This is a genomic window from uncultured Thiothrix sp. (genome assembly GCF_937873765.1).
Taxonomy (GTDB): domain Bacteria; phylum Pseudomonadota; class Gammaproteobacteria; order Thiotrichales; family Thiotrichaceae; genus Thiolinea.
Window position 1 is genome coordinate 1 of record NZ_CALMZC010000034.1, and the last position, 21,908, is coordinate 21,908.

20 protein-coding genes are annotated in these 21,908 nt (G+C 44.8%); 12 read left to right on the forward strand and 8 right to left on the reverse strand.

Going from position 1 to position 21,908, the window contains the following annotated elements; genetic code table 11:
• Positions 1–20 precede the first annotated feature (20 nt).
• The 3 genes from Q0307_RS09125 to Q0307_RS09135 form a co-directional block, all read right to left on the reverse strand.
• The gene (locus Q0307_RS09125; protein WP_298659702.1) at positions 21–566 is read right to left on the reverse strand and encodes a GNAT family N-acetyltransferase; all 546 of its coding nucleotides are present in this window, start codon (positions 564–566) and stop codon (positions 21–23) included.
• Positions 567–691: 125 nt separating this feature from the next.
• Complete coding sequence (locus Q0307_RS09130) at positions 692–880, reverse strand: DUF2783 domain-containing protein (protein ID WP_298659703.1); 189 nt, start codon at positions 878–880, stop codon at positions 692–694.
• Entirely contained in the window at positions 877–2,550 is a 1,674-nt protein-coding gene (locus Q0307_RS09135) for an FAD-dependent monooxygenase (protein ID WP_298659705.1), read from the reverse strand. The genes Q0307_RS09130 and Q0307_RS09135 overlap by 4 nt, the downstream gene beginning before the upstream one ends.
• 317 nt (positions 2,551–2,867) lie before the next feature.
• Here Q0307_RS09135 and Q0307_RS09140 point away from each other — a divergent pair, with 317 nt between their 5' ends.
• The 3 genes from Q0307_RS09140 (at position 2,868) to Q0307_RS09150 (ending at position 6,550) form a co-directional block, all read left to right on the forward strand.
• Positions 2,868–3,614, forward strand: a complete 747-nt coding sequence (locus Q0307_RS09140; protein ID WP_298659707.1) for a helix-turn-helix transcriptional regulator — start codon at positions 2,868–2,870, stop codon at positions 3,612–3,614.
• A 184-nt stretch (positions 3,615–3,798) separates the two neighbouring features.
• Positions 3,799–4,890: a rhodanese-like domain-containing protein gene (locus tag Q0307_RS09145; RefSeq protein ID WP_298659709.1), complete on the forward strand. Its 1,092-nt coding sequence runs from the start codon at positions 3,799–3,801 to the stop codon at positions 4,888–4,890.
• Positions 4,850–6,550 carry a PEP-utilizing enzyme gene (locus tag Q0307_RS09150; protein WP_298659711.1) on the forward strand — a complete coding sequence of 567 codons (1,701 nt, stop codon included), beginning with the start codon at positions 4,850–4,852 and terminating at the stop codon, positions 6,548–6,550. Before Q0307_RS09145 ends, Q0307_RS09150 begins: the two co-directional genes overlap by 41 nt.
• Here the strand turns inward: Q0307_RS09150 and mdoH are convergent.
• From mdoH to Q0307_RS09165, 3 genes are all read right to left on the reverse strand, one after another.
• A complete protein-coding gene (gene mdoH, locus Q0307_RS09155; protein ID WP_298659713.1) occupies positions 6,522–8,546 on the reverse strand; it encodes a glucans biosynthesis glucosyltransferase MdoH in 2,025 nt (674 codons plus the stop codon). The two genes, Q0307_RS09150 and mdoH, sit on opposite strands and share 29 nt — an antisense overlap.
• A gap of 10 nt (positions 8,547–8,556) precedes the next feature.
• Positions 8,557–8,964, reverse strand: a complete 408-nt coding sequence (locus tag Q0307_RS09160) for a hypothetical protein (RefSeq protein ID WP_298659715.1) — start codon at positions 8,962–8,964, stop codon at positions 8,557–8,559.
• A gap of 107 nt (positions 8,965–9,071) precedes the next feature.
• Positions 9,072–10,658: a glucan biosynthesis protein gene (locus Q0307_RS09165; protein WP_298659717.1), complete on the reverse strand. Its 1,587-nt coding sequence runs from the start codon at positions 10,656–10,658 to the stop codon at positions 9,072–9,074.
• 142 nt (positions 10,659–10,800) lie between these two features.
• Between Q0307_RS09165 and opgC the strand changes: the two genes are divergently transcribed.
• On the forward strand, positions 10,801–11,970 hold the full coding sequence (gene opgC / locus Q0307_RS09170; RefSeq protein ID WP_298659720.1) for an OpgC domain-containing protein: 1,170 nt from the start codon (positions 10,801–10,803) through the stop codon (positions 11,968–11,970).
• A 48-nt stretch (positions 11,971–12,018) separates the two neighbouring features.
• Here opgC and Q0307_RS09175 read toward each other — a convergent pair whose 3' ends face one another.
• Positions 12,019–13,269 (reverse strand): ROK family transcriptional regulator, encoded by a 1,251-nt coding sequence (locus Q0307_RS09175; protein ID WP_298659722.1) that lies wholly within the window; start codon positions 13,267–13,269, stop codon positions 12,019–12,021.
• Between the two features lie 239 nt (positions 13,270–13,508).
• On the opposite strand from Q0307_RS09175, the gene Q0307_RS09180 reads away from it, so the two are divergent.
• The 8 genes from Q0307_RS09180 to Q0307_RS09215 all read left to right on the forward strand — a co-directional run bounded on the left by Q0307_RS09180 (position 13,509) and on the right by Q0307_RS09215 (position 21,468).
• On the forward strand, positions 13,509–14,528 hold the full coding sequence (locus Q0307_RS09180) for a sugar ABC transporter substrate-binding protein (RefSeq protein ID WP_298659724.1): 1,020 nt from the start codon (positions 13,509–13,511) through the stop codon (positions 14,526–14,528).
• Between the two features lie 47 nt (positions 14,529–14,575).
• Entirely contained in the window at positions 14,576–15,628 is a 1,053-nt protein-coding gene (locus Q0307_RS09185) for an ABC transporter permease (RefSeq protein WP_298659726.1), read from the forward strand.
• Positions 15,629–15,630: 2 nt separating this feature from the next.
• Positions 15,631–16,446: an ATP-binding cassette domain-containing protein gene (locus tag Q0307_RS09190; RefSeq protein WP_298659728.1), complete on the forward strand. Its 816-nt coding sequence runs from the start codon at positions 15,631–15,633 to the stop codon at positions 16,444–16,446.
• A gap of 453 nt (positions 16,447–16,899) precedes the next feature.
• Positions 16,900–17,481, forward strand: a complete 582-nt coding sequence (locus Q0307_RS09195; RefSeq protein ID WP_298659730.1) for a hypothetical protein — start codon at positions 16,900–16,902, stop codon at positions 17,479–17,481.
• A 25-nt stretch (positions 17,482–17,506) separates the two neighbouring features.
• Positions 17,507–19,258, forward strand: a complete 1,752-nt coding sequence (locus Q0307_RS09200) for an OmpA family protein (RefSeq protein ID WP_298659732.1) — start codon at positions 17,507–17,509, stop codon at positions 19,256–19,258.
• A gap of 31 nt (positions 19,259–19,289) precedes the next feature.
• Positions 19,290–19,799 (forward strand): Rab family GTPase, encoded by a 510-nt coding sequence (locus tag Q0307_RS09205; RefSeq protein ID WP_298659734.1) that lies wholly within the window; start codon positions 19,290–19,292, stop codon positions 19,797–19,799.
• Between the two features lie 3 nt (positions 19,800–19,802).
• Positions 19,803–20,882 carry an HD domain-containing phosphohydrolase gene (locus Q0307_RS09210; RefSeq protein WP_298659736.1) on the forward strand — a complete coding sequence of 360 codons (1,080 nt, stop codon included), beginning with the start codon at positions 19,803–19,805 and terminating at the stop codon, positions 20,880–20,882.
• Positions 20,875–21,468: a 2OG-Fe(II) oxygenase gene (locus Q0307_RS09215; RefSeq protein WP_298659738.1), complete on the forward strand. Its 594-nt coding sequence runs from the start codon at positions 20,875–20,877 to the stop codon at positions 21,466–21,468. The genes Q0307_RS09210 and Q0307_RS09215 overlap by 8 nt, the downstream gene beginning before the upstream one ends.
• Before the next feature lie 20 nt (positions 21,469–21,488).
• On the opposite strand, the gene Q0307_RS09220 is transcribed toward Q0307_RS09215, so the two are convergent.
• Positions 21,489–21,902, reverse strand: coding sequence for an FUN14 domain-containing protein (locus Q0307_RS09220; protein ID WP_298659741.1), 414 nt, complete (start codon positions 21,900–21,902; stop codon positions 21,489–21,491).
• Positions 21,903–21,908: the final 6 nt, after the last annotated feature.

A 21,908-nucleotide genomic window follows, 5' to 3' on the forward strand; every position in this document is an offset into this window, starting at 1 on the left:
TCGCTTAAGTTACTACCGCTTTAGTGGCTCTTCAACTCCTCTGGTGCATGACCGAGTTTTTTATAAAAAAAGGTGGTTGCACATAAACCACCCGTTGGCCAAAGCGCATAGTTAGGAATTACCCCACAACGTTGCCAGCCGCCTCGTTCGTAGACACGTTCTGCCTCAGGATTGGCGGTATCTAAAACCAATAAGTTTTTACCTTGTGCTTGTGCGCCCGTTTCAGCAGCCGTCAGTAAAGCCGCTGCAATGCCTTGCCGCCGTGCTTTAGGGTGCACCAGCATTTTGCTTAAATCCGCTCGATGCGGCTGATTCTCTGGCTGACTTAAAACAATTTGTACCGAACCGACTATTTTAGCGTCTGCTGTCTCAGCAATAAGGACTAAGCGCTCGCCTTGCTGCAAACTTTCATTAACGTGCTGCCAATACGTTTCTGCCTTAGTATTCGTGAAAGGCAACATAAAACCCACAGAAGCACCTGCTTCTACGCAGGCGATTAGTAAGTGACTTAATTCAGCGATTTGTGGTTGGCTTACAGCATTAATTGCTCGAATTTGAAAAGACATAATTTGACCCCGCAACAAAACAAAGTTTGATTTTAGCTAAATTCAAAAGAATTTTAGGCTAAGGTCTACCCGATCATAGGATTTAGAGCTTTAGAAATACTTCTCAAGTTCATAGGAGTTAAAATCTATTGCAGATCTAACAACGCAGTTTTAATGGCTTGCTCCACTTGAGCCTGATGGCCGACTTGATTCGCGAGTAAGAAGACTAGCTTCGTCAAAAACAAGCTCTCCTGTTCAGTTCCCACCTGATTAAGCGCCTCTGCCAGCGCATCATAAACAGCTTCTAATTCGACTAAAGGTAATTGGCTCATCATTTTGCTCCTTGCCCTAAGGCTTGATAGACCGCTGCTGTTAGCTTATCCGCGGTAAGACTCTTCCATCGCGCGCAGACATGCTGATCAGGGCGAACTAAATAAGCAGTACCGGTTTGCGCGTCATAACGCTTGGCAAAATGGCCATCGTGATCGGGCAAGCCTTGTGTTTTGCCAATCACCAAGAGCTGAAGCGGAATCGCTTGGTTTTGTAGTGCTTTGATAGCGTCCAAAATCGACTTGGGAACGATTTGATCAGTGAAATACAGGATATGAAATGCTGCGCCTAAATGATCAAATAAATAGTTATTCTCGGCTAAACAAATATTTTGCAGTGGCATACCAAGTGCTGGGCCATTGATAAATTGTGCATTGTCATCATTCAGCGCATTCAATGCGCTTGCATGATAATCATGCGGACGTGAAGTACGCCAATGAAATAGCGGACGGACAAATGCTTGTGTGAGGGATAAAGATAACACCGCATCGCGCACTAGACGGAAGCCATGATCGGGTGGGGTCATAAAACGCGTGCTTTTACTAGCTTCAGCAATAATTTCCTGCACAGCGGTCACACGTTCGCTGGTATAAGTTACCAGTAACTCTGCACTACCTACACCGTTCAGTAGCATCGCGAGTTTCCATGCTAAATTCTGGGCATCCTGAAACCCCGTATTCGCACCTCGCACCCCAAAAATTGGCAGCATATGCGCGGCATCGCCGGTGAAAATAATGCGTTCTTTAATATAATCGGGCAAAGTCATGGCACGTGCTGAATACACTGAGCACCAATCTAACTCCCAAGGCGCATTAATGCCAACCATATCTAATTGCGCTTGAATGCGTGCGTTCAAAGAGTCAGGAGCGAGAGCTTGTTCAGGCGTTTCATTCGGTGGCAATTGATAATCCAAGCGCCAAATGCCTTCAGGCTGGCGGTGCATCAAAATGGTATTGCCACGATTCCAGTCAGGATCAAAATACGCTAAGCGCTCGGTCGGCCACGGAATATCAATTTTAATATCTGCAATCACAAAGCGTCCGCTATAAGAAGCGCCTTCCATGCGCAAGCCTAGCTCTTGGCGAATCGTCGATTTTGCACCATCGGCAGCAATTAGCCAATCGCAGCTCAAAGTATATTCGCCTTCGGGCGTATCAATCTGTAATTCGGCATGATCTGGCAAACTTGTCACACCCATCACTTTGCTGCCCCAACGCAATTCGATTAGGGGATTCTGCTGCGCTTGTTCAACTAGATATTGCTCAACATATGGCTGCTGGAGATTATTCAAAGGCTGAAAGCGATCATCCTCATCATGAGGCGCTTCGAGGCGAAACACGCACTGCCCTCGATAAATCGAATTGCCCGAACGCCACGCATAAGCCTTGTTCAACATGCGTTCAGCAATCCCAACCTGTTGCAAAATCTCCATTGAGCGGCGCGTAAACACAATCGCCCGACTGCCATGCGACACTTGTACTTCGGCGTTAATTACGACCACTGATATACCATAGTGCGCGAGTTCCAAAGCCGTTACTAAACCAATCGGCCCTGCGCCTACAATGACGACTGAGTAGCGTTTAGTTTCGCCACATAATTCGGGTGGGGTTTGAAAGGGGTAAATTTGGTAGTTGTAATACACCGAAGCTCGCGGTGTACTGTCTGGAATATACATAAATGCTCCTCCATTGCCTGTGTTTTGAAGAGCTAGCTTAAAGGTTTAAGGAGTAAGCTTTGTCCCTAGAAAAATGGGACAAACTTTTAAAGCCTAACAATTAAATCAGGCTCTGGTGGGAGCCTGATTTAGCCTTGAGGAGAGGAGGAGTTGGAAATTTAGCTGATTGGTATGGCTTAAATTTAGTTCACTGCCTGCGATTTTTATATCCCCTGAATGAGGGATAATGTGGAAGATTGACAACTTCAATGAGGTAGCCGACTCTGCTTGACAAACCAGCTATACCAGAAAAACCTGCAGCAATTTTTACCGGCTCTTTGGCTTTAGCGGCCTGTATTGAGACTTTAGGTTCTGAACGCTTTTATCCACGCTTTTTTCAATGGATGGAGGGTTTAGCCGCGATAGGGCAGTATATGGTGTTTGTATTTTCACCCGATCGCCAAACTGCCACTTGTCGTTTAGCGCATAATGTGGCAAGTCCCGATTTAGGCTTGCAACTTGCTTCACAATACATGGCGGGCAATTATCAACAGGATGCTTTGCTGGCTAAATTAGCCGAGGAGTTACTGAGTAATCCGCAGCGTCCAGCTTGTGAATTATTACTACGCGGTTCGCTGCCGCCGGTTTATCGACGGCGTTTTTTCAATCGACCTGAGTTGACCGGCAAGTTTGCCATTGCCGCTCGTGATGAGTATAGCCAAGAGTTATTTTATATCAATCTGTATCACGCGGGTAAAGAGCAAAGCTTTTCAGCCGAAGAATTAGCGCAGCTTGAGCAAAATGTGGCAGTGATCAGCGCTTTATTATTGCGCCATTTTAAACTGGAAGCTCAGCAAACTAGCTCGACCTGTTTGCGGGCTGCGGCTTTATCTGAGCGTGAGGCGCGCATCTGTGAACTCATTCTAGAAGGACATACAACCAAGACTATGGCACGTCTTTTGAATCTAGCTGAGTCGAGCATTATCACTTATCGTAAACGGGCTTATCAGAAGTTACAGATTAGTCGGAAGTCAGAATTACTGAGCTTATGGCGTCCGAATTTGTCTACAACACAAGACCGCTAAAGCTAAGTAAGTGAGTTGGTCATAAATTTGGTTGTTCTAATCGAGTACTGCCTGTTTATTTATAGTAAATTAATTCTAATGCGCACTCGCATTGACTGTTCTGAGTCTTACCTTTTTTAAGGGAACGCTAAGCGCTCAGAACGGTCAATGGCTTTATAGCTGCTCAAGTTAACAAGGATAAATCATGCCGCGTAAAGTTCTGCTCTCTCTCAGTCTGGTGCTGTTTGCTTCTCCTGCATTTGCTATTCCACCACCGGATGTGGTTGCCTCCTTATGGCAGACGATTTTGCAAATGCTTGGGGTGGTTTCCGTGTTTTTGGCGGGTGCATGGATCACGGCACGCCAATTCTTAATGCAGCATGCACCGATCTTAAAGCGTAAAAGGATCTTTATTCCTGTGCTTGTTGTGTTGCTAATCCTCAGTGGGTTCGCGCTTAGTCCTTTATTTGCAGCTAGTCCAAGTAGTACAGTCAATCCAATCAAAGGTGAGCTACTACCGATTGAAACGGTCATTAAACGTGAACAGGATAAATGGGTGCGCGACTGGAAATTAAAAACCGTGCATGAAATGGAGCAGGAAGCAAAGTTAACCCGCACTGCCAGTCATTTACCATTCGTGAACTATCAAGATATTCAGTCTTTTACCCCGCAGGCTTTGCAGGAGTTGCTCGCCAGACGTGGCAATGAGCTGTATATCCTAGATATTCGTGAAGCAATGGAGCAGTCTAAATTCAGTATTCGCTATGACGCCGTATTTCGTTATGGCGACTTAGTGCATGATATTTTACCGAAAAACCTGCCGAAAGATCGGATGATTGTGGTGCTCTGCCATTCAGGTTTGCGTGGTTATATGGGGGCGCAGTTTTTAAAACATGCAGGCTTTGCGCAGGTCTCGTTTTTGCAAGGCGGCTTAGCGGCTTGGAGTAAACAAGGTTTACCAGTCACAGGCAAGGTTGATTTTAAAGTCAAAGCCCCACTGCAACCCTCTAAGCAACAGGCACTAGCGATGGATGCGTATAAAGTACAAGTTGATCCTGCAGGAAGTGTTGCAATGAAGATTCCCAATTTGGTACAGCTTCCCTATGAAACCGCTTCGACGGCTGATTTACAACCGGTGCTAACTGTCTCCAAAACCAAACCGGTTTTGATTGTCTGTAAAGAGTATGGCGGCTGTTTTCAAGGCTTAAATCTGATTTGGTTGATTGAGCAGCAAGGCGGCAAAGTTGCGGGGCTTTATGACGAAACTGGACAACATTTACGTGGCCTTATCAACTGAGTTACCCGCGAAATACCAACGTTTAATCGAATCAGCCGAAGCTGGCTTACAGACGCCACGTAGTTTATTACTGACTGACCCTACTACCGAAATTGAGAGTTTCTTAGCGAGCTTTCCTAACGCAAGCCAATTTATTGTGCGTAGTGCAAATAAAACAGAAGATGGCAGCGGACATTCTCTCGCAGGGCATTTTTGGAGTTCAGCAGCAGTGAGTCGTGAGCAGGTGAGTGCAACGATTCAAACAGCGTGGCTTGAGAATCAACGCTTATTAACTCAACTAGGTTTAGAGCAAACGCCTCTACTCATGCTGCAGGAATATATTCAGCATGAAATTGGAGGTGTGTTATTCATGCCTTGGAGCTTTTTCTCGGAATATGCTTATGTTGAGTATTCGACAGGAGGTGTGCAGCAGGTTGTTGCAGGTCAAGCTCATGCGGTTTTAATTGGCTTAGAAGCTAACCAGCCTAATCCTTTAGCTTTGCCTAGTGAGCTGAGTTTTTTAGAGCTGCCATTACGGGCGCTAGCTAAACGCTTAGCTACTACTTTTAACTTTCCGATTGATTGCGAATGGGCTTATTCAAGTCTTGAGCAACAAATAATTGTCTTGCAAGTACGAGCACAAACTCATGCAATGGGTTCTTTTTGCGCTTTACCTGAAAACCTAGAGCCTCCTTCTAATAATTGGCAGTTTACGGCTCTCTCAGAAAGCTTAGGCAAGCTTTCACCTTTATCTTTTAGCTTATTAAAGCAGCTCTATCAAGAATCTATACCTGCTCTACAGCGTTTAGGTTTCAAAGCCATTCAAGTAGATTTCTTAGCTTATCAATCCGATGGTACGGTATTAGTGGATACTAAACGGGAACAGCTTTTCTATGCCTCTAGTTTAATGGGCGGTTTTTGGCGTGGCTTTAGAAGTGCTGAGTTTAAAAATAAAGCAGAAACTGTCTTAGCTAATTTTGATCCAGACGCTGCGTTTGATTATCAGCGTCTGGCTAGCTTATTTACTGCTTGGCTCATCCAAACCATTTTGCAGGTTGGTGAAGGGCGCGAGCTAGTACCACCGATGCATGCTTATGAGTTATCTTGGATTAATTTAGCAGAGCATTTAAGCTTAGATCATTCAGCTCCGCTCAATTTAAAGCTCCGTAGTATTTTTTTGCTGGAATTAAATAAATTAAAGCAGCAGTTATTAGGCAAAAAAGCTTTGGTGTTTTGTGATTGGGGTGAGTATCAAAAGCAAGATTTTAGTCAGGCTTTAATGCGTCAATATCAGGCGGTAGGTTTGGCGATTTATGATTATGCGCTAAGCCATACCAATTCAGAGTTTCAATCCTTAGCTAGCCCGACAGTGGTAACAGGAACTGTTTTAAAAGTAGCTCCTCATTCGAGCCAAGCTCTGGCTTTACCGAAGCAGTGTATTTGGCTGAGTACTTATTTTGATAATCGCTGGGTGCACCTCATTCCAAAACTCAAAGGTATTATTGTGTTGCAAGGTAATCGCTTAGCGCATTCAGCGCTGGTGGCTCGGGAATACGGCATTCCTTATGTAGTAGTCAGCCTAGAACAGTTTTCCAAGCTGAGTTCAGGGCTAATGATTGAGCTCGATGCCCGTCAGGGACAGATTCGAGTTCTTAAAGCTTCGCCATCCACATCCGGTTAAATTTTTCTTCTGGAAGCTGCCAAACTTCGGTATGCAATTGGCAGAGCATGCCAGCATCTTCCAGAATAATCAGACGCTCTTGATTGCTAATCGCTGAGGGGCCACGTTTGAGTAATAGTTCTAACCACTGCTTACGATGTTGGTGCGTCGATTCTGGGACATTTGAGCGATGCGGAATATAGGTCAGATGTTGGCGCAAAGCAAGCGGGTCAACCACCACCCGAATAAATAAATCGCGAGTTGATAAACTAGGATGCTGCTGGAGTTCTGTATAGTTCTGCTCAAAGGCTTGCAAAATAGCATCGGGTGCTGTTTCGTCAGGAGTACGGAATAAGGTGCTTTGTAAGCTGGTTTGTGCGCTGGTTAAAACCGCCAAAGGAATAGATAAAACTAAGCCTGCTAACACCGGCGACATCCATAGGAAGGCCATTGGGTTAGTCATGATTAAAGCACTAGCCCATGCCGCACCAAGCGCAGTAATCCAGCCATATTCACGACTTGCATCCTGCCAACTTAATCCCCCGCCTGTACGTTGTTGTGTGCCCCAATTAGCCCGTTTGCCGCGTAAGATTTGCACCACAAATTTACTGTAATACATCATGCGTACCGGTGCGGTGAGCATGGAAAGTAGCGTTTCTACTAACACCGAGCGCGCTAAGGCAAATGCACCACTGAATAAGCGAATCGTTTTTTTACGCAAAGCCTGAATCAGACCAAAGGTTTTATAGAAAAATAGTAAGGTGATGGTTAAACCCAACAAAGCACTATTATCTTGAGTCAATGGAATCAAGGTTAGCTCAGGATAGAGCAGCGCAATCGCGGTCAGAATCAATAGCCATGCCAGCCAAATCAAGGAGCCTACATACGACATAATCCCGCCCAAGAGCAGGAAGCGATGTAAATGTGAAATACCTTGTGACCAGATCACCAGCCAATGCTGTAAATTACCTTGACACCAGCGGCGATCCCGTTTCAGTGCATCGGTCAAGGTGGGCGGCGGGCGTTCAAAACTTCCTTCTAAATCATGAGCAAGCCAAGTTTCCCAGCCTGCACGATTGAGCAAAGCCGCTTCCACAAAGTCGTGGCTGAGAATTTCGCCACTTAACACACCACGGTCACTGAGTTTGGGGAGGTGGCAATGTTCCATAAAAGCACGCGTGCGTAAGATGACATTATGCCCCCAGTACTGACTATCACCGAGCCACCAATAATGTAGACCCGCAAAAAATACCGGCCCATACAGACGATTGACGAATTGCTGGCCACGAGCATACAGCGTATCCAGTCCAATCGTGTAGAGTGGTGTTTGAATCAAGCCGACTTGTGGATTGCGCTCCATGGCATCTACCATGCGCACTAACGCTTCACCGGTCATCAGGCTGTCAGCATCCAGTACAATCATGTATTCATGGCGTTTGCCCCAACGCCGACAGAAATCCATCACATTGCCGCTTTTCTTTTTCGTGCGATGTTTACGACGGCGATAGTGAATGCGTTCAGTAGCCCCCAAATCGCGACAAAGAGCTGACCAAGCCGACTCCTCACGCAGCCAATTACTGGCATCATCTGAGTCAGACAAAATATAAAACTCAAAATAGTTTAACTGCCCAGTCTGTTCGAGCGATTGGTAAATACTTTTCAAACCAGCATACACATACGCGATTTCTTCATTATAAATGGGCAATAGAATCGCGGTGGTTTGCTTAGCATTTAAACGGGGTAAGGGTGTAGCGGGTGGTGGGATAATGCGATAGGCATCACCGCGCATCATGACCCATAAACCGGTGACGGCGGTCATAAACCCTAAGGTCAGCCAGAAAAATAAGATACTAAAAGGGGCGATGACTAGTGCATGCCAAAACCACGGGAGTTTGCTGGGGAGGTTAGCACCCAACCAATAGCTGGCTAAAGCGGTTAAACAAGCAATCGCTGTAAAAAAGAAACTGCGCCGGCCTATAGCAGCACTACGCCAAGCTGGCTGGGTAAGTTTATCCATGCAGGATGAACTAATGCCGACTGGCTGCAGCTTGCACTGGTTTCAAGCGTAAAGATATCGCTTGCAAAGGTGCAACCTTGATACTGCTTCGCTCTACCCGTGGCCCGGTTTTGCGGGCTGTCCAATTGACGAAGCGCCCCGTCTTTGCGCTATTCACAAGTTGTGCGTTATAGGTACTACTACCTAACAAAATTTGGGTGGCTTGCTGTGCACTCTGTAAAAAGGCTTGAATTTGCTCAGATTCAGCTTTTGGTGGTTTAGAGGGCAGATAGTGCAAAGCTTGTTGGAGAATTTGCTCACAAGTGGCTTCTGGTAAGGCTTGTAAGCTTAAATAAGTACGTGCACGCCGCCGTGCTAAGGCCCAAGGATCTTTTGCAGATAGAGCTTGGGGAATCGCTAGTTTATTCGAGAGACTCATTTGTTTTCCTTCGTATTTTGTTCTGTTGTTACCTGGACTACAATGATTAGTTAAGTAAGGTCTAATTAGGTTTCGGCAATTTTCATGCCATGTTCTGTAATCAGCATTCACTGTGCAGTGCACAAATCCTTAGGAATCGGATATGACCACATTTCTGTCAAAGGGTTGCGTCCGTCCGTCAACTGAATACTAAAAAAAATCGGTTGCTCACAAGTTTTTGGATAAATCTGTGCAATCACGCGCCAGCCTTTAATAGAGGGATTGGCTTGAATCACCACCGGTTTAGTGTCCGCAGGGCCATCGACACTCACCATGGCTTTGAGTGAGCCTTTAAATTTAGGCAGTTGGTTAAAATCAAGAATAAAACGAATGCGTCCTTGATGACCGGGTAAACCATCCACCGCTCGATTAGTTGCACGGGTAGCGATGACTTTACCGAGTGGATGCTCAGGAGGGTCTTCTGAGCGCCAAGAGAGACGGTATTTTAACTCTTGTGCTTGTTTAGCATTCGGTGCAGTCCAGTAAGCGACTACATTATCGACGATATCTGAATCGGTATGTAAACGTAGTAAACGAATCGCCCCTTCACCCCAGTCATTTAGAGGCTCGACCCAAACGCTAGGGCGCTGATGATAATGTGCTTCTAAATCTTGATAGTGCTCAAATTCGCGATCACGCTGGATTAAACCAAAGCCCGTAAGCTGAGCGACAGGTGTCGTTTGTAGGGTAAAATAAGGTACTTCAGCTAAGGGTTGCCATAACCAGTTGTTATCTTGTTGAATCAGTAGTCCATCGGAGTCATGAACTTCTGGGCGATAGTCACCGTAGTGCTGAGTGGAGTTCTCACCGTGGAAAAACATACTGGTTAAGGGTGCAACACCTATTTCGCTTGCGCTAGTTGTAGCGCGTGGAAAAATTTTAGTCTCCACTTCAATTTCCGTGGCCTTGCCGGGCTTGAGCACAAAGCGGCTGGCTCCTGTTAAAGAAGCACTATTCAATAAAGCACAAAAGACGAGGCTATCGGCCTGTTTGCTGGGTTTTTCTAACCAGAATTGCGTGTAGTCTGGAAATTCCTCTTTGCCTTCGATGGACGTATTAATCGCTAAACCACGCGCTGATAAGCCATAAGTTTGATCTTGGCCTAGACCTCGAAAATAACTAGCACCTTGAAACACTAAAGTTTCATTCATCGGACTCGTTGCACCTGTACGTCCGAGTTTCGACAAAATGCGAAAGCCGGTGAAACCCATGCGAGCTTCATCTTGCTCAATATGCAGATCTTGAACTTCGCGGTAATCAAAGTATTTGCTGGAAAATTTAATTGGTATGGCCTGACCGTTTTCCCAGCTATAGAGTTGCACTGGGCGAATGAAATGCATGCCGGGGTGCATAAACTCTAATTGAAAGGGCAAATTTTCTTTACGCCAAAAGGTGTGTTCACCACGGAACCGAATACGTTGATAGTGGTCATAGGTGATCCGCCCAGTATCGACCTGCAGCATTGGTGTTTGTACATAAGAGCTGTGTGCGGTTTGTTCAGCTAGCTTTTGCACAAAAGAATAGCAACCCTCTTCAGCCGTTACAGAGCCTGCGAAGAGTAAGCTAAAGGCTTGAGCGGCAAACCATAATTTTGAGAAAGCTTTCATTTTTGTTGGACGTGTGAAGTGGTGAGCACCGATTAATTGATGAGCCATAGTTTAGGCGGTGTGGATTGTAAATGACTTGTAAAGCCTATACAACAGATACTTTTGTGCACTGCATCATTTGAAGGTATAGTGTGCTCGGAGCGGGCAACAGACCGCTAATTTCTATTGAAATAACTCTGCTACTGAAGCTATGAAACGTGACCTGTCTTTAGATATTTTGCGCGGTATTATGCTGCTAATTATGGCGGCTGATCATTTTGGTGAGCCTATTTTCCAACATTTGTATGAGTATGCAGGCTATGTAAGCGCGGCAGAAGGCTTTGTATTTTTATCAGGGATGCTGGTCGCCTTGGTGTATAGCCGTTATCAGATAAAAGGTGGCCTGATTTTAGAGCAAAAGATTTGGCAGCGTGCAGGCGTCATTTATTTCTATCACCTCGCGGTCTTATTAGTCGTGTTTATTTTTACCGTGCTAACCGTTATTTCAGGAGCGGATTGGAAAAGTTTTGCCACTGAAATGCAAGTTGAACCCTTGCGTGCACTCTTATCAGGCATAGTGCTGAGTTATCAACCACCCATGCTCGATATTCTCCCCATGTATGTGCTATTAATGCTGGGTGCACCACTGGCTTTACGCGTAATGATACATTTTAAAGCGGCAGGTATTGCCTTAGTCCTCCTAGGCAGTATTACGCTCTGGGGTTTTTCGCACCAAGGTGGTTGGCATTTAATGCTACAGCAGTTGCCTAGCTCGGTGATGGTGCGCATGGGGGCTTTCGATTATATGGCTTGGCAATTGATTTTTGTGCTGGGCATGGTGGCTGGTTTTCTACGTTTTAGCCATCGGGGGGAAACTACCCAGTTTAATAAGCCACTGTTTTGTGCAGCTTTAGCTTTAATCGTTTTATTATTCTGTTTAAGACATGGCTATGTAAAGCCGGCTAGTTTTCTAGGTGGTCAATGGCTAGTGGAGTATCCGCACATTGCTCGGGATAATATGGGTTGGCTACGTTTATTAAATTTCTTGGCATTTGTTTATCTGATTGCTGGTTTGATTAAACTGCATAACAGTTATGGTATTTTTAAACCTTTTTATTTAGTGGGGCGCTGGCTAGCCTTTTTAGGGCAACATTCCTTGCAGGTGTTTGCGTTCCATTTGGTGGTGTTATATTGCTATATCCCTTTCCGTTGGGGTGATTGGGCTTTGACCGATAATCAAAAATGGGTTTGGCTGGTAATTTTCTTAAGTGGTCTCACTCTACCAGCGTGGATACATGCCCGCTATCAAACGCGTCAAGGGCAAGTTTCCGTAAAAACACCAACTACAGTATTACCGGTTGCTATGCAGCTAGCTCATTGAGTTAGCTGTAGTGAGTGAGGGCACAAAATTTTAAGGTTTTAGTCCATCTTAGAATGCTTGAAAAATATTATCCTCACTGCTAATTAAGATACTCCGATCAGGGGCAAAGTTAGTGTAAAACGGTAAGAACGCCCCACCTAAAGCACGGGCATCATTGCCAATCGTTCCTGCTGAAAGTTTGGGTAAAATCAAGCCTTCTATATCGAGCCTTTTCATTTCAGTTTGAATTGCATCGGTGAGTTGCTGGGTCAAACGTGCTGGTAATAAGCCATCAATAATCACACCTTCAAAGTCAATTAAGCTCGCAGCAGCCACTACTGCATAAGCAATAGCAGCAGCAGCGGCTTGCATCCAAGTTTGGAAAATATCGCGGCTTAAGGAGCTATTCGCGGCTTCATCATTGGCGAGTAGCTCGACTTCTAAATTAGGATCAAGCTGATGCGCTTCAAAGCGGTTATTTAATAAATAGCGTGAAGCACAGTTGATAAGTTGCACAGTAGAGCCTAGTGTTTCGCTTTGTGCATAGCTGCTGGGTAAGGGCATTGAGCCAATCGCACCAGCATTATTAAAGCTACCTAGATATAGAGTGCGATTCATAATAATGCCGCCACCAATAAAAGTGCCGACAAAAATATGTAGATAATTATTAAAACGCTCAGGATTACCAAATTCTAGGGAAGCAATACAGGCTGCAGTAGCATCATTGACGAGCCAAACTGGGTAAGGCTGATGGGCTTGAACGGTTTCTTTAATGTCTAAACTATTCCAATGTTCAGTAATGTCGTGTGGAATATCCGCTTCTTGCTGCCAGCCACCTAAACCATAAGGCGCGGCAATTCCAATCCCGAGCAGGCGTCGATGTTGGGTTGCATTGAGCCGAGCAATCAGTTCTTTAATACCACTTTCGATGGCGGGGAAAATAAAATCAGGATCAGGATAATCGTAGCTATGATTAATTCGCTGCAAAATGATCCCAGTAAAATTGATCAAGACAAGATCAAGGCCGCGGCGACCAATCTTCACTCCAATCGAATAGGCGCCTTCAGGGTTCAGCGCAATCGGTACAGCGGGCTGACCAACTTTACCAATTTCATAACGGCGTTCTTGTTTATACAGTAGTTCGTCATCTAACAAACGGTTAATGATCACGGAAGCGGTCTGTGCACTGAGTTGAGTGAGGCGAGAGATTTCCGCTTTAGTCAGGCTGCCGGAGCGGCGAATCAGTTGCAGGATTAAGCGTTCATTGTACTGTGCAATGCCTGATAAATTGCTACCTCCACTGGTTTGTTTCAGTTTCACAAAGTTCTCCTCTAACAGTATTCCTAACTTTTTAGAAAAGCGCTGATTATAAGCTGTACAACGCCGCCTGCAGTGCTAAGAGTAGTCTGCATTTATTAATAAATCAAATTGAATTATTTATTGACAGAACTTTCAGAGCGGATTAAGCTTTTTAGCAAGCAGCGTGAGTAGTAAGCAGAAACCAAAACGCAGCTACCCATGAATCACTCGGTATTTATGACATTTGGAGGAGATATACCATGTTCAAGAAAACTTCTATCGCTTTTGCTTTATCTTTAAGCCTGTTAGTTCCAGCGGTTAGCCATGCAGAAGGTGCAGTGGTCGGTCTGATCACCAAAACTAATACCAATCCTTTCTTCGTGAAAATGAAAGAAGGCGCTGAAGCCAAAGCGAAAGAACTCGGCATGACCCTGCAAAGCTTCGCGGGCAAAGTCGATGGCGATAATGACTCTCAAGTACAAGCAATTGAAAACTTAATCGCAGCGGGTGCTAAGGGTATTCTGATTACCCCGAACGATTCAAAGGCGATTGTTCCTTCGGTTGAAAAAGCACGTAAAGCGGGTATGTTAGTGATTGCTTTAGACACACCTTTAGATCCAGCGGATGCAGCGGATGCAACCTTTGCCACTGACAACTTCAAAGCGGGTGAGTTAATCGGTCAATGGGCAGCAGCAACTTTAGGTGACAAAGCGAAAGATGCAAAAATCGCTCTGTTAGATTTGAATCCTAATCAAATTTCAGTCGATGTCGCGCGTGATCAAGGCTTCCTGAAGGGCTTTGGTATTGATCTGAAAGATCCGAAGAAGATGGGTGATGAAGATGACAAGCGCATTGTTGGCAATGATGTCACTCAAGGTTCTGAAGAAGGTGGCCGGAAGGCAATGGAGAACCTGCTGCAGAAAGATTCTGGCGTGAATTTAGTGTATACCATTAATGAGCCAGCCGCAGCCGGTGCGTATGAAGCTCTGAAAGCCGTTGGTAAAGAAAAAGAAGTTTTAATCGTATCAGTTGATGGTGGTTGCCCCGGCGTGAAAAATGTTAAGGATGGCGTAATCGGTGCAACTTCTATGCAATTCCCGCTGTTGATGGCTTCCAAGGGTGTGGAAGCGATTGCTGAGTTCGCCAAATCAGGTACTAAGCCTAAAAACACCGACGGCTTGGATTTTGTTAATACAGGCGTTGAGTTAATTACTGACAAACCAGCAGCGGGTGCAACTTCAATCACTTCAGAAGAAGGTTTGAAGAAGTGCTGGGGCTAAGCTTAAAACGCATGAGCCATTATCCATAAATCTGAGGAGGGTCAAGGATGGCAACAGATGATTTTGAAGCAGTTGCCGCCAAAGCCGGCGGTACGGTTGCTTCGTTTGAGGTCGAAAAACTAAGTATGGGGGAGCGCTTGCAGCGCTTCCTACATAATTACCCGACAGCAGCACCGTTGTTCGTTTTACTGTTAGCGATCCTAGCTTTCTATGTGATTGTGGGCGAGAAATTTCTCGCTCCTTTCAACTTATCGCTAGTGCTCCAACAAGTGACGATCATCGGGATTATCGGGGTTGCACAAACTTTAGTAGTACTCACGGCAGGGATTGACCTGTCAGTAGGGGCGATTATGGTGTTGTGCTCGGTAGTGATGGGACGAACCGCGATTGAAATGGGTATGCCTTCATTCATCGCTATTGGGCTTGGGTTTATGGTGGGTGCACTCTGTGGAGCGATTAATGGTTTCTTGATTACGCGCCTGCGTCTGCCGCCCTTCATTACTACCTTAGGTACTTGGAGTATCTTCTTTGCGATTAATTTATGGTATTCACAAAGTGAAACTATTCGTTCACAAGATATTGCTGAGCAAGCTTCACTCCTGCAATTCATGGGAATTTCCTTTGAGATTATGGGAGCGCGCTTCACGCTGGGAACCATTACTTTAATCTTGCTCTTCATTGGTATGTGGTATGCCCTGAACCATACCCCTTGGGGACGACATGTTTACGCGACAGGGGATGACCCGCAAGCCGCACAGCTAGCAGGTATCGATACGAATAAGGTTTTACTCTCTGTCTATATTGTGGCAGGTATTATTTGCGCACTTGCTGCTTGGACTTTGATAGGACGTGTGGGATCAGTAAGTCCACAAGCGGGTCAAACGGCCAACCTTGACAGTATTACTGCAGTGGTGATTGGTGGGACGAGTTTGTTTGGTGGACGTGGTGCAATCTTCGGAACCTTGATTGGCGCGTTGGTAGTTGGGATTTTCCAAAATGGCTTAGCTTTAGCCGGTGTGGATGTACTCTGGCAACAGTTTGCGATTGGTCTGTTGATTATCTTAGCAGTAGCCACTGACCAGTGGATTCGGAGGGTATAAACATGGCTGCAGCAAACACATTGCAACCCATTTTGATGGGGCGGAATTTAGTCAAACGCTATGGTCGGGTCACCGCGTTGGATCACTCTGATTTCGATCTGTATCCGGGTGAAGTCTTAGCCGTGATTGGGGATAACGGTGCAGGCAAATCCTCTCTGATTAAAGCGCTAACAGGTGCTGCACCACCCGATAGTGGTGAAGTTTATCTCGATGGTCAGGTGACTAATTTTAGAAATCCTATGGATGGGCGTTCGGCTGGGATTGAAACCGTTTACCAAAATTTAGCAGTTTCACCGTCACTGAATATCGCAGATAACTTATTTTTAGGTAGAGAGCTAAAAAAGCCCGGTTTCTTGGGCAAATGGCTGCATATGCTGGATCATAAGGAAATGCAGCGGATTGCACGGGAGAAGTTGTCTGAATTAGGTTTACTAACGATTCAGACCATTAATCAGCCAGTAGAAACGCTCTCAGGCGGTCAACGCCAAGCAGTTGCCGTCGCGCGCGCTGCTGCTTTCGGTAGTAAAGTTGTAATTATGGATGAACCAACTGCAGCTTTGGGCGTGAAAGAATCACGACGTGTCTTAGATCTGATTAAAGATGTGCGTGATCGCGGTATGCCAGTGGTACTGATTAGCCATAATATGCCGCATGTCTGGGAAGTTTCGGATCGGATTCACGTGCACCGTTTAGGGAAGCGGCATGCAGTGATTAAACCGGATACACACACTATGTCAGAAGGTGTAGCCATTATGACTGGCGCGATGGATCCGCATGAGCATCCTGCCGGAGCGTATGCTCAACCGAAAGGTGTTTAATAAATTTCTCTCACTCCAATGTGTGTGTTTTCCTCCTGCACTAGCTAGGCTAGAGCAGGGGGACTTCTCCGACATTAATAATTTCTAAGCGACTGAGCCTGCTTACTTGCTCATCGCCCTAGAAAATCAACTTAAAAATCAAATTGCTATAAATTGAAATTTTTGAAATAACACTTTTTTTATTCCTTCCCCCTTTTCTGATTGCTTATTTTTCTAAGTTTATTTAAGTAGTAGCCATCCACTTTACATACCCAACCTGCCTACTAAAGTTGCTGAGCAATTATAGTGAAACTAAGCTGAGCTGGCTTCCCATCTATCTGAAAATCCTGCGTAATTAAATAGCATGATGCTACTATCAAGCTGCAATGTAATAGCTATTAATAATAAAAAGTATTGCTAAGTCATTGCATTTGTTCGATTTTCTGGTCAAGCCAGCTAATGAGTAGAAGAACTATGCAAACCCCAAATACTGTAACTCCAGAAGTGCCTGTTGAGTCTGTTCACTCTTCTGAAATCTTAATGAGTGCAATGCGCCGTGAGCCGGTATCGGATAAAAATTTGGATATGATCCGTAATATTTTATTCGGTGAGCAAATCCGTGAATTGGATCGCAAACATGCTAGCTTGGAACGCTTTGTAAGAGTGTCGATCAACACTTTGGCAGAACATACCCAGAGTAAGTTTGATGACTTATACCACGAGCTAAGTCTGACCAAAGATTTGCTGAGTGGGGAAACTAAAGCTCGTCGAGATGATATCCATGCTGCACGCCAACGTTTAGAACAAAATGAACGTTTATTAGAGTCTTTAGCCAAGCGTAGTGCTGGTGTACAAACTGAGTTACATGAGCGTATCAGTAGTGAAGTCAATAAATTAGAGCAACACATGGAGGCTTGGCGTAAAGATTTAGTTGTTCAGCTACAGGAAACCGCCGAGCAACTACGTCATGAAAAAGCTGACCGTAAGGCAGTTGCAGGTATTCTGAATGGAATGGCTAAGCAATTATTTGATGTAGAAAAAATCGAAGCTCTTTAATGCAATCAGTTTAGAGTAGGCGCGCATGTTGGTCACTGAGGGACTGGATAGTCATGCAGCTATCCAGCAAACAACTAAACAGCAAGATTCACCAGCCGCTCAAGGTTTAGATGCTTTAGAACAGCTACGGGTCTTACTGTTGGGCGCGGATTATCAAACTCTGAGCGAGTTGCGTCAGCAACTACTTGATCGTGAACGCTACAGCTTACATGTCGCTGAGGTCATTTCTGAAGCTTTGACCCTGCGTGCACAACAAGATAACTCCTTATCAGATGCTTTATTTCCGACGATTGAAGCGGCGGTGAGCCGTTCTGTGGAACATAATCCAAGTCGTTTGGCGAATGCACTCTATCCAGTGATGGGGCCAGCCATTCGCCGTTCGATCCAAGAGGTTTTACAACAGGCTCTAGAGACTTTTAATCATTTACTGGAGCAAAGCTTATCGGTACGTTCTTTATTCTGGCGTTTTGATGCTTGGCGCACCGGACGAAGTTATTCAGAGGTCGTTTTATTAAAAACACTGGTCTATCAAGTAGAACAAGTGTTTCTAATACATCGTGAGTCTGGCTTATTACTCCAGCACGCTTTATCCCCACAAGCGATCAGTAAAGACGCTGACATGATTTCAGGCATGCTTACTGCCATTCAGGATTTCATTCGTGATTCTTTTCAAGTAACGAGTGATAATAGTTTGAAAACACTGCAATTAGATGAATTGACCGTGTTTTTCAATCAAGGCCCCTATGCCATGATGGCTGCGGTAGTACGCGGGAATCCCCCTGCTGAATTCAATAACTTGTTGACAGAGGTGAATGAGCAGATTCATCGGCAGCACTTTTATTTCTTGAAAACCTTTCAAGGAGACACTTCGATATTTAAGCGCTGTTTGCCTTTATTAGAGCGCTGCTTAAAAACCCAATTACGTGATACCAAGAAGTTTCCTTGGTTGGCAGTATTGGCATTAGTCACTTTTACCGGTGCAGGGCTTTGGTGGTCTTACCAGTATTATCAGCACAAACTCATCGCCGAAGAAGCTTTGGGGGCCTTACGGGCTGAACCGGGTTTAGTGGTTGTCGGTTTTGAGAAAACCGATGAAGGTTATCAATACGAAATTCTTAAAGATCCACAAGCGCGAGAACCAACAGCGGTGATTCAGGCTCTGCAGAAAGGAAATCTTCCTTTAAACTTGCATACCAAGCCGTATTTATCTTTAGAGCCAACATTTGTTTTGGCACGAGCCAAGCAAATTTTACAACCATCCCCTCAAGTTAACTTAAGTCTGGAAGGAAAAACCTTAGTCGTTCAAGGGCAAGCTACGCCTAGCTGGCAGCAAAAATTAGTCCAAGTAGGTTCGTTAATTACAGGGGTTGAATTTTTAGAGCAGAGTAAGCTGCAAATTATTGATCCAGATGCAGAAAAGTTAACCGAGCATTTAGGAAGGCTAGTTAAACAAATAGAAACTTCAAGGTTTAATTTTAGTTTGGGCAGTAGCTCACTAGAAAATGTGCAAGACCATGCACAGCAAGTCATCGCTTTAATTTTTGATTTACTAAAAACTGCACGTCTAATGGGAAAAATGCCGCAAGTCTCTATCAGTGGATCAGCGGATGAGACCGGTAGTGAAACCATTAATGAACGTTTAGCCAAAGAGCGGGCTTTAGCGATGCGTGATTATTTATTACAGCAAGGTGTACCAGCCGCCGTTATCGCTGTACCCAAACCAGATACTGGGCGTAGGGATGAGCGAAGTATCCATTATCAAGTGGATTTATTTTGAAACCTAAGAGCCACAACGAATAGGTGCTAAGGTGTTGCAGAAAAAAATATGTTTATTAGGGGCATTTTCAGTTGGAAAAACTAGTTTAATTCAGCGCTATGTGAATAAACTGTTCAGTGATAAATATCTAACCACAGTTGGGGTGAAAATCGATAAAAAACAAGTAACTGTCGGTTCAACGGATTTAACCTTGATAGTTTGGGATATTGCGGGAGAAGATGATTTTACTAGTATCCGCTCAGCTCATTTACGCGGCTTATCGGGTTATATTGTAGTAATTGATGGAACTAGGAAAAATTCTTTTGACGTGGCCTTGGCTCTACATAAACGTATAAAAACGGAGTTAGGTGATGTGGCCGCAGTGTTTGCTTTAAATAAAGCTGACTTGAAAGCGCAGTGGGTTATTAACCATGAGCATATTCATGCCTTAGCACAACTGAGTTACCCTGTGATTGAGACTAGCGCTAAATTAGATCAAGGGGTAGAAGATCTATTTATGGGACTAGCTAGGCAATTAGTTCCAGAAAATTCTGAGGTTTAAGCGATGAGTAGTTTCTTATCTAGTATTTGTCGAAATATTAATCTTATTGCGTTTACTCGTAACCCTATTGGTCAATTTACGCCATGTTCAGCGATGCCTGATTGGTTAGTATTTTTCCTAGTGAAACCAGAAGATACGGGTAGCTATAATTTAATTGAAGCTTTCCCCTATCTGAGTTGTTTTATAGAGGATGCGGAACAGCATTGGCAGGCTAAATGTGCTGAACCTTTATCTTCGGGGGTTTGGATTGAAATTGATGAGTTAGAACATGAGCTGCCTTTAGAGGCTAGTGTCATGTATTTAGATGGACAGGAGGTGCTGTTATTACAGCAATTAGGAGAAAAATACACTCAAGATTTGTCTCGCCTTCAACAAGTTCGTAATGGCTTGTTGACTCAAGAAATGCTGGAATCAGAAGTAAAGCGTCGTACTTTAGAAATCCGCAAGCGTGAAGAGGAAATCGCGATTAAATTAGTCAGCCTGACAAGTTTGCGTGATGAAGAAACGGGAGCACATGTGCGGCGCATTGGTTTATATGCAGCGGTCATGGCTAAAGCGTTGGGATGGAGTTCGGAAGCAATTGATACCATTCGGGTTGCAGCTCCTATGCATGATATTGGTAAAATTGGCATTCCAGATCGAGTGTTGCGCAAAACCGGTGTGCTGAATGACGAAGAATTTAATGTGATGAAAAAGCATACAGAAATTGGCGCTAATATGCTGCGAGGCACTAAGATTCCCGTCTTGGCTATGGCGGTGGATATTGCTTTAAATCATCATGAGCGTTGGGATGGTACAGGTTATCCACAAGGTTTGGCGGGGGAAAAGATTCCTATCAGTGCACGTATCACGACTATCGTGGATATTTATGATGCTTTGGTACATGAGCGCGTGTATAAAAAAGCGATGCCTGAGGATGAAGCTTTAGGTTTAATGCAAGATATGGCGGGTCGGCATCTTGATCCGCATCTGATGGCTGTTTTTTTGAGCCTATTACCCGCGATGCGGCGGATTCGTCTGGAAGTTACTGAAGAAAATGAAGAGCGAAGCGACTTAGAAGAAACTGAGGAAGTCTGTGTGTAGGAATAAAACCGCGATTATTGAAGCGCTCGCCAGCCAAGGCTGGATAGTGATTCCCAATTTTTTAAAAGCTAACCAGATCCGTCAACTGCGTGATCAAGCGCTCAGCCACTACGCGGCTGGTGAGTTTAAGCAGGCGAGCATTGGACAGGGCAATAATAAGACCATCCAAACTGAAATTCGTCGTGATGCGGTATTGTGGCTAGAAGAGCCTAACACTGGTGTGGCTGGTGAGTTTTTAGCTTGGTTAACAGAATTGCGTACTGAGCTGAATCGAGAATTATTTTTAAGCTTAGTGGAGGCAGAATTACATTTTGCGCTTTATCCAGCCGGTGGTTTTTATCGTAAGCATATTGATAATTTCCGTGGTAGTTCAGCGCGCTTGGTGACCGTAATTTTGTATTTGAATCCAGACTGGCAGCCAGAGCAGGGCGGCCAATTACAGATGTATCTAGATAATAAAACGCTGGAAGTTGCACCAGAGGCAGGTACTTTAGTGCTATTTTTGAGTGAACGCTTTGAGCATGAAGTGTTGCCGACTGAACAAGAACGCCTGAGCTTAACAGGATGGCTTAGGCGGCGCTCTTGAACATTAATTTAGAAATTAAGCTAGCCGAATTTTAAGCCGACTGCAAAGCCCGCCACGGCACTGACGCCTTTACTAGTAATTTGCGACAGACGATCCATCAAAAAACCACCTGATTGTTGAGCAAGATCAGTGGCCGCATCAGCTGCAGTTTGCAATTGCGCATCAGAAACTTTTGCCATGCCGTAGTATTCGCTGATGAATAATAAAACAATGGCGCCGCCTGCTAAAAACAGCGCAATCTTTAAGATTTTCTTGGCAAAGAACCCAACCGCTAAACCGATGACAAACGGTGCACCCACATTCCCAATTAAAAAGGGCGCAGATAGTATATCCGTTGGCGGCAACTGCTGCTGCAAGGCTGAGACGCTTTCATTGTTCAGCGTATAGTCCCAGGTTTGTACCGGCTGCGATTCAGCGGTGTAGTAGTTAGCCATCTCATT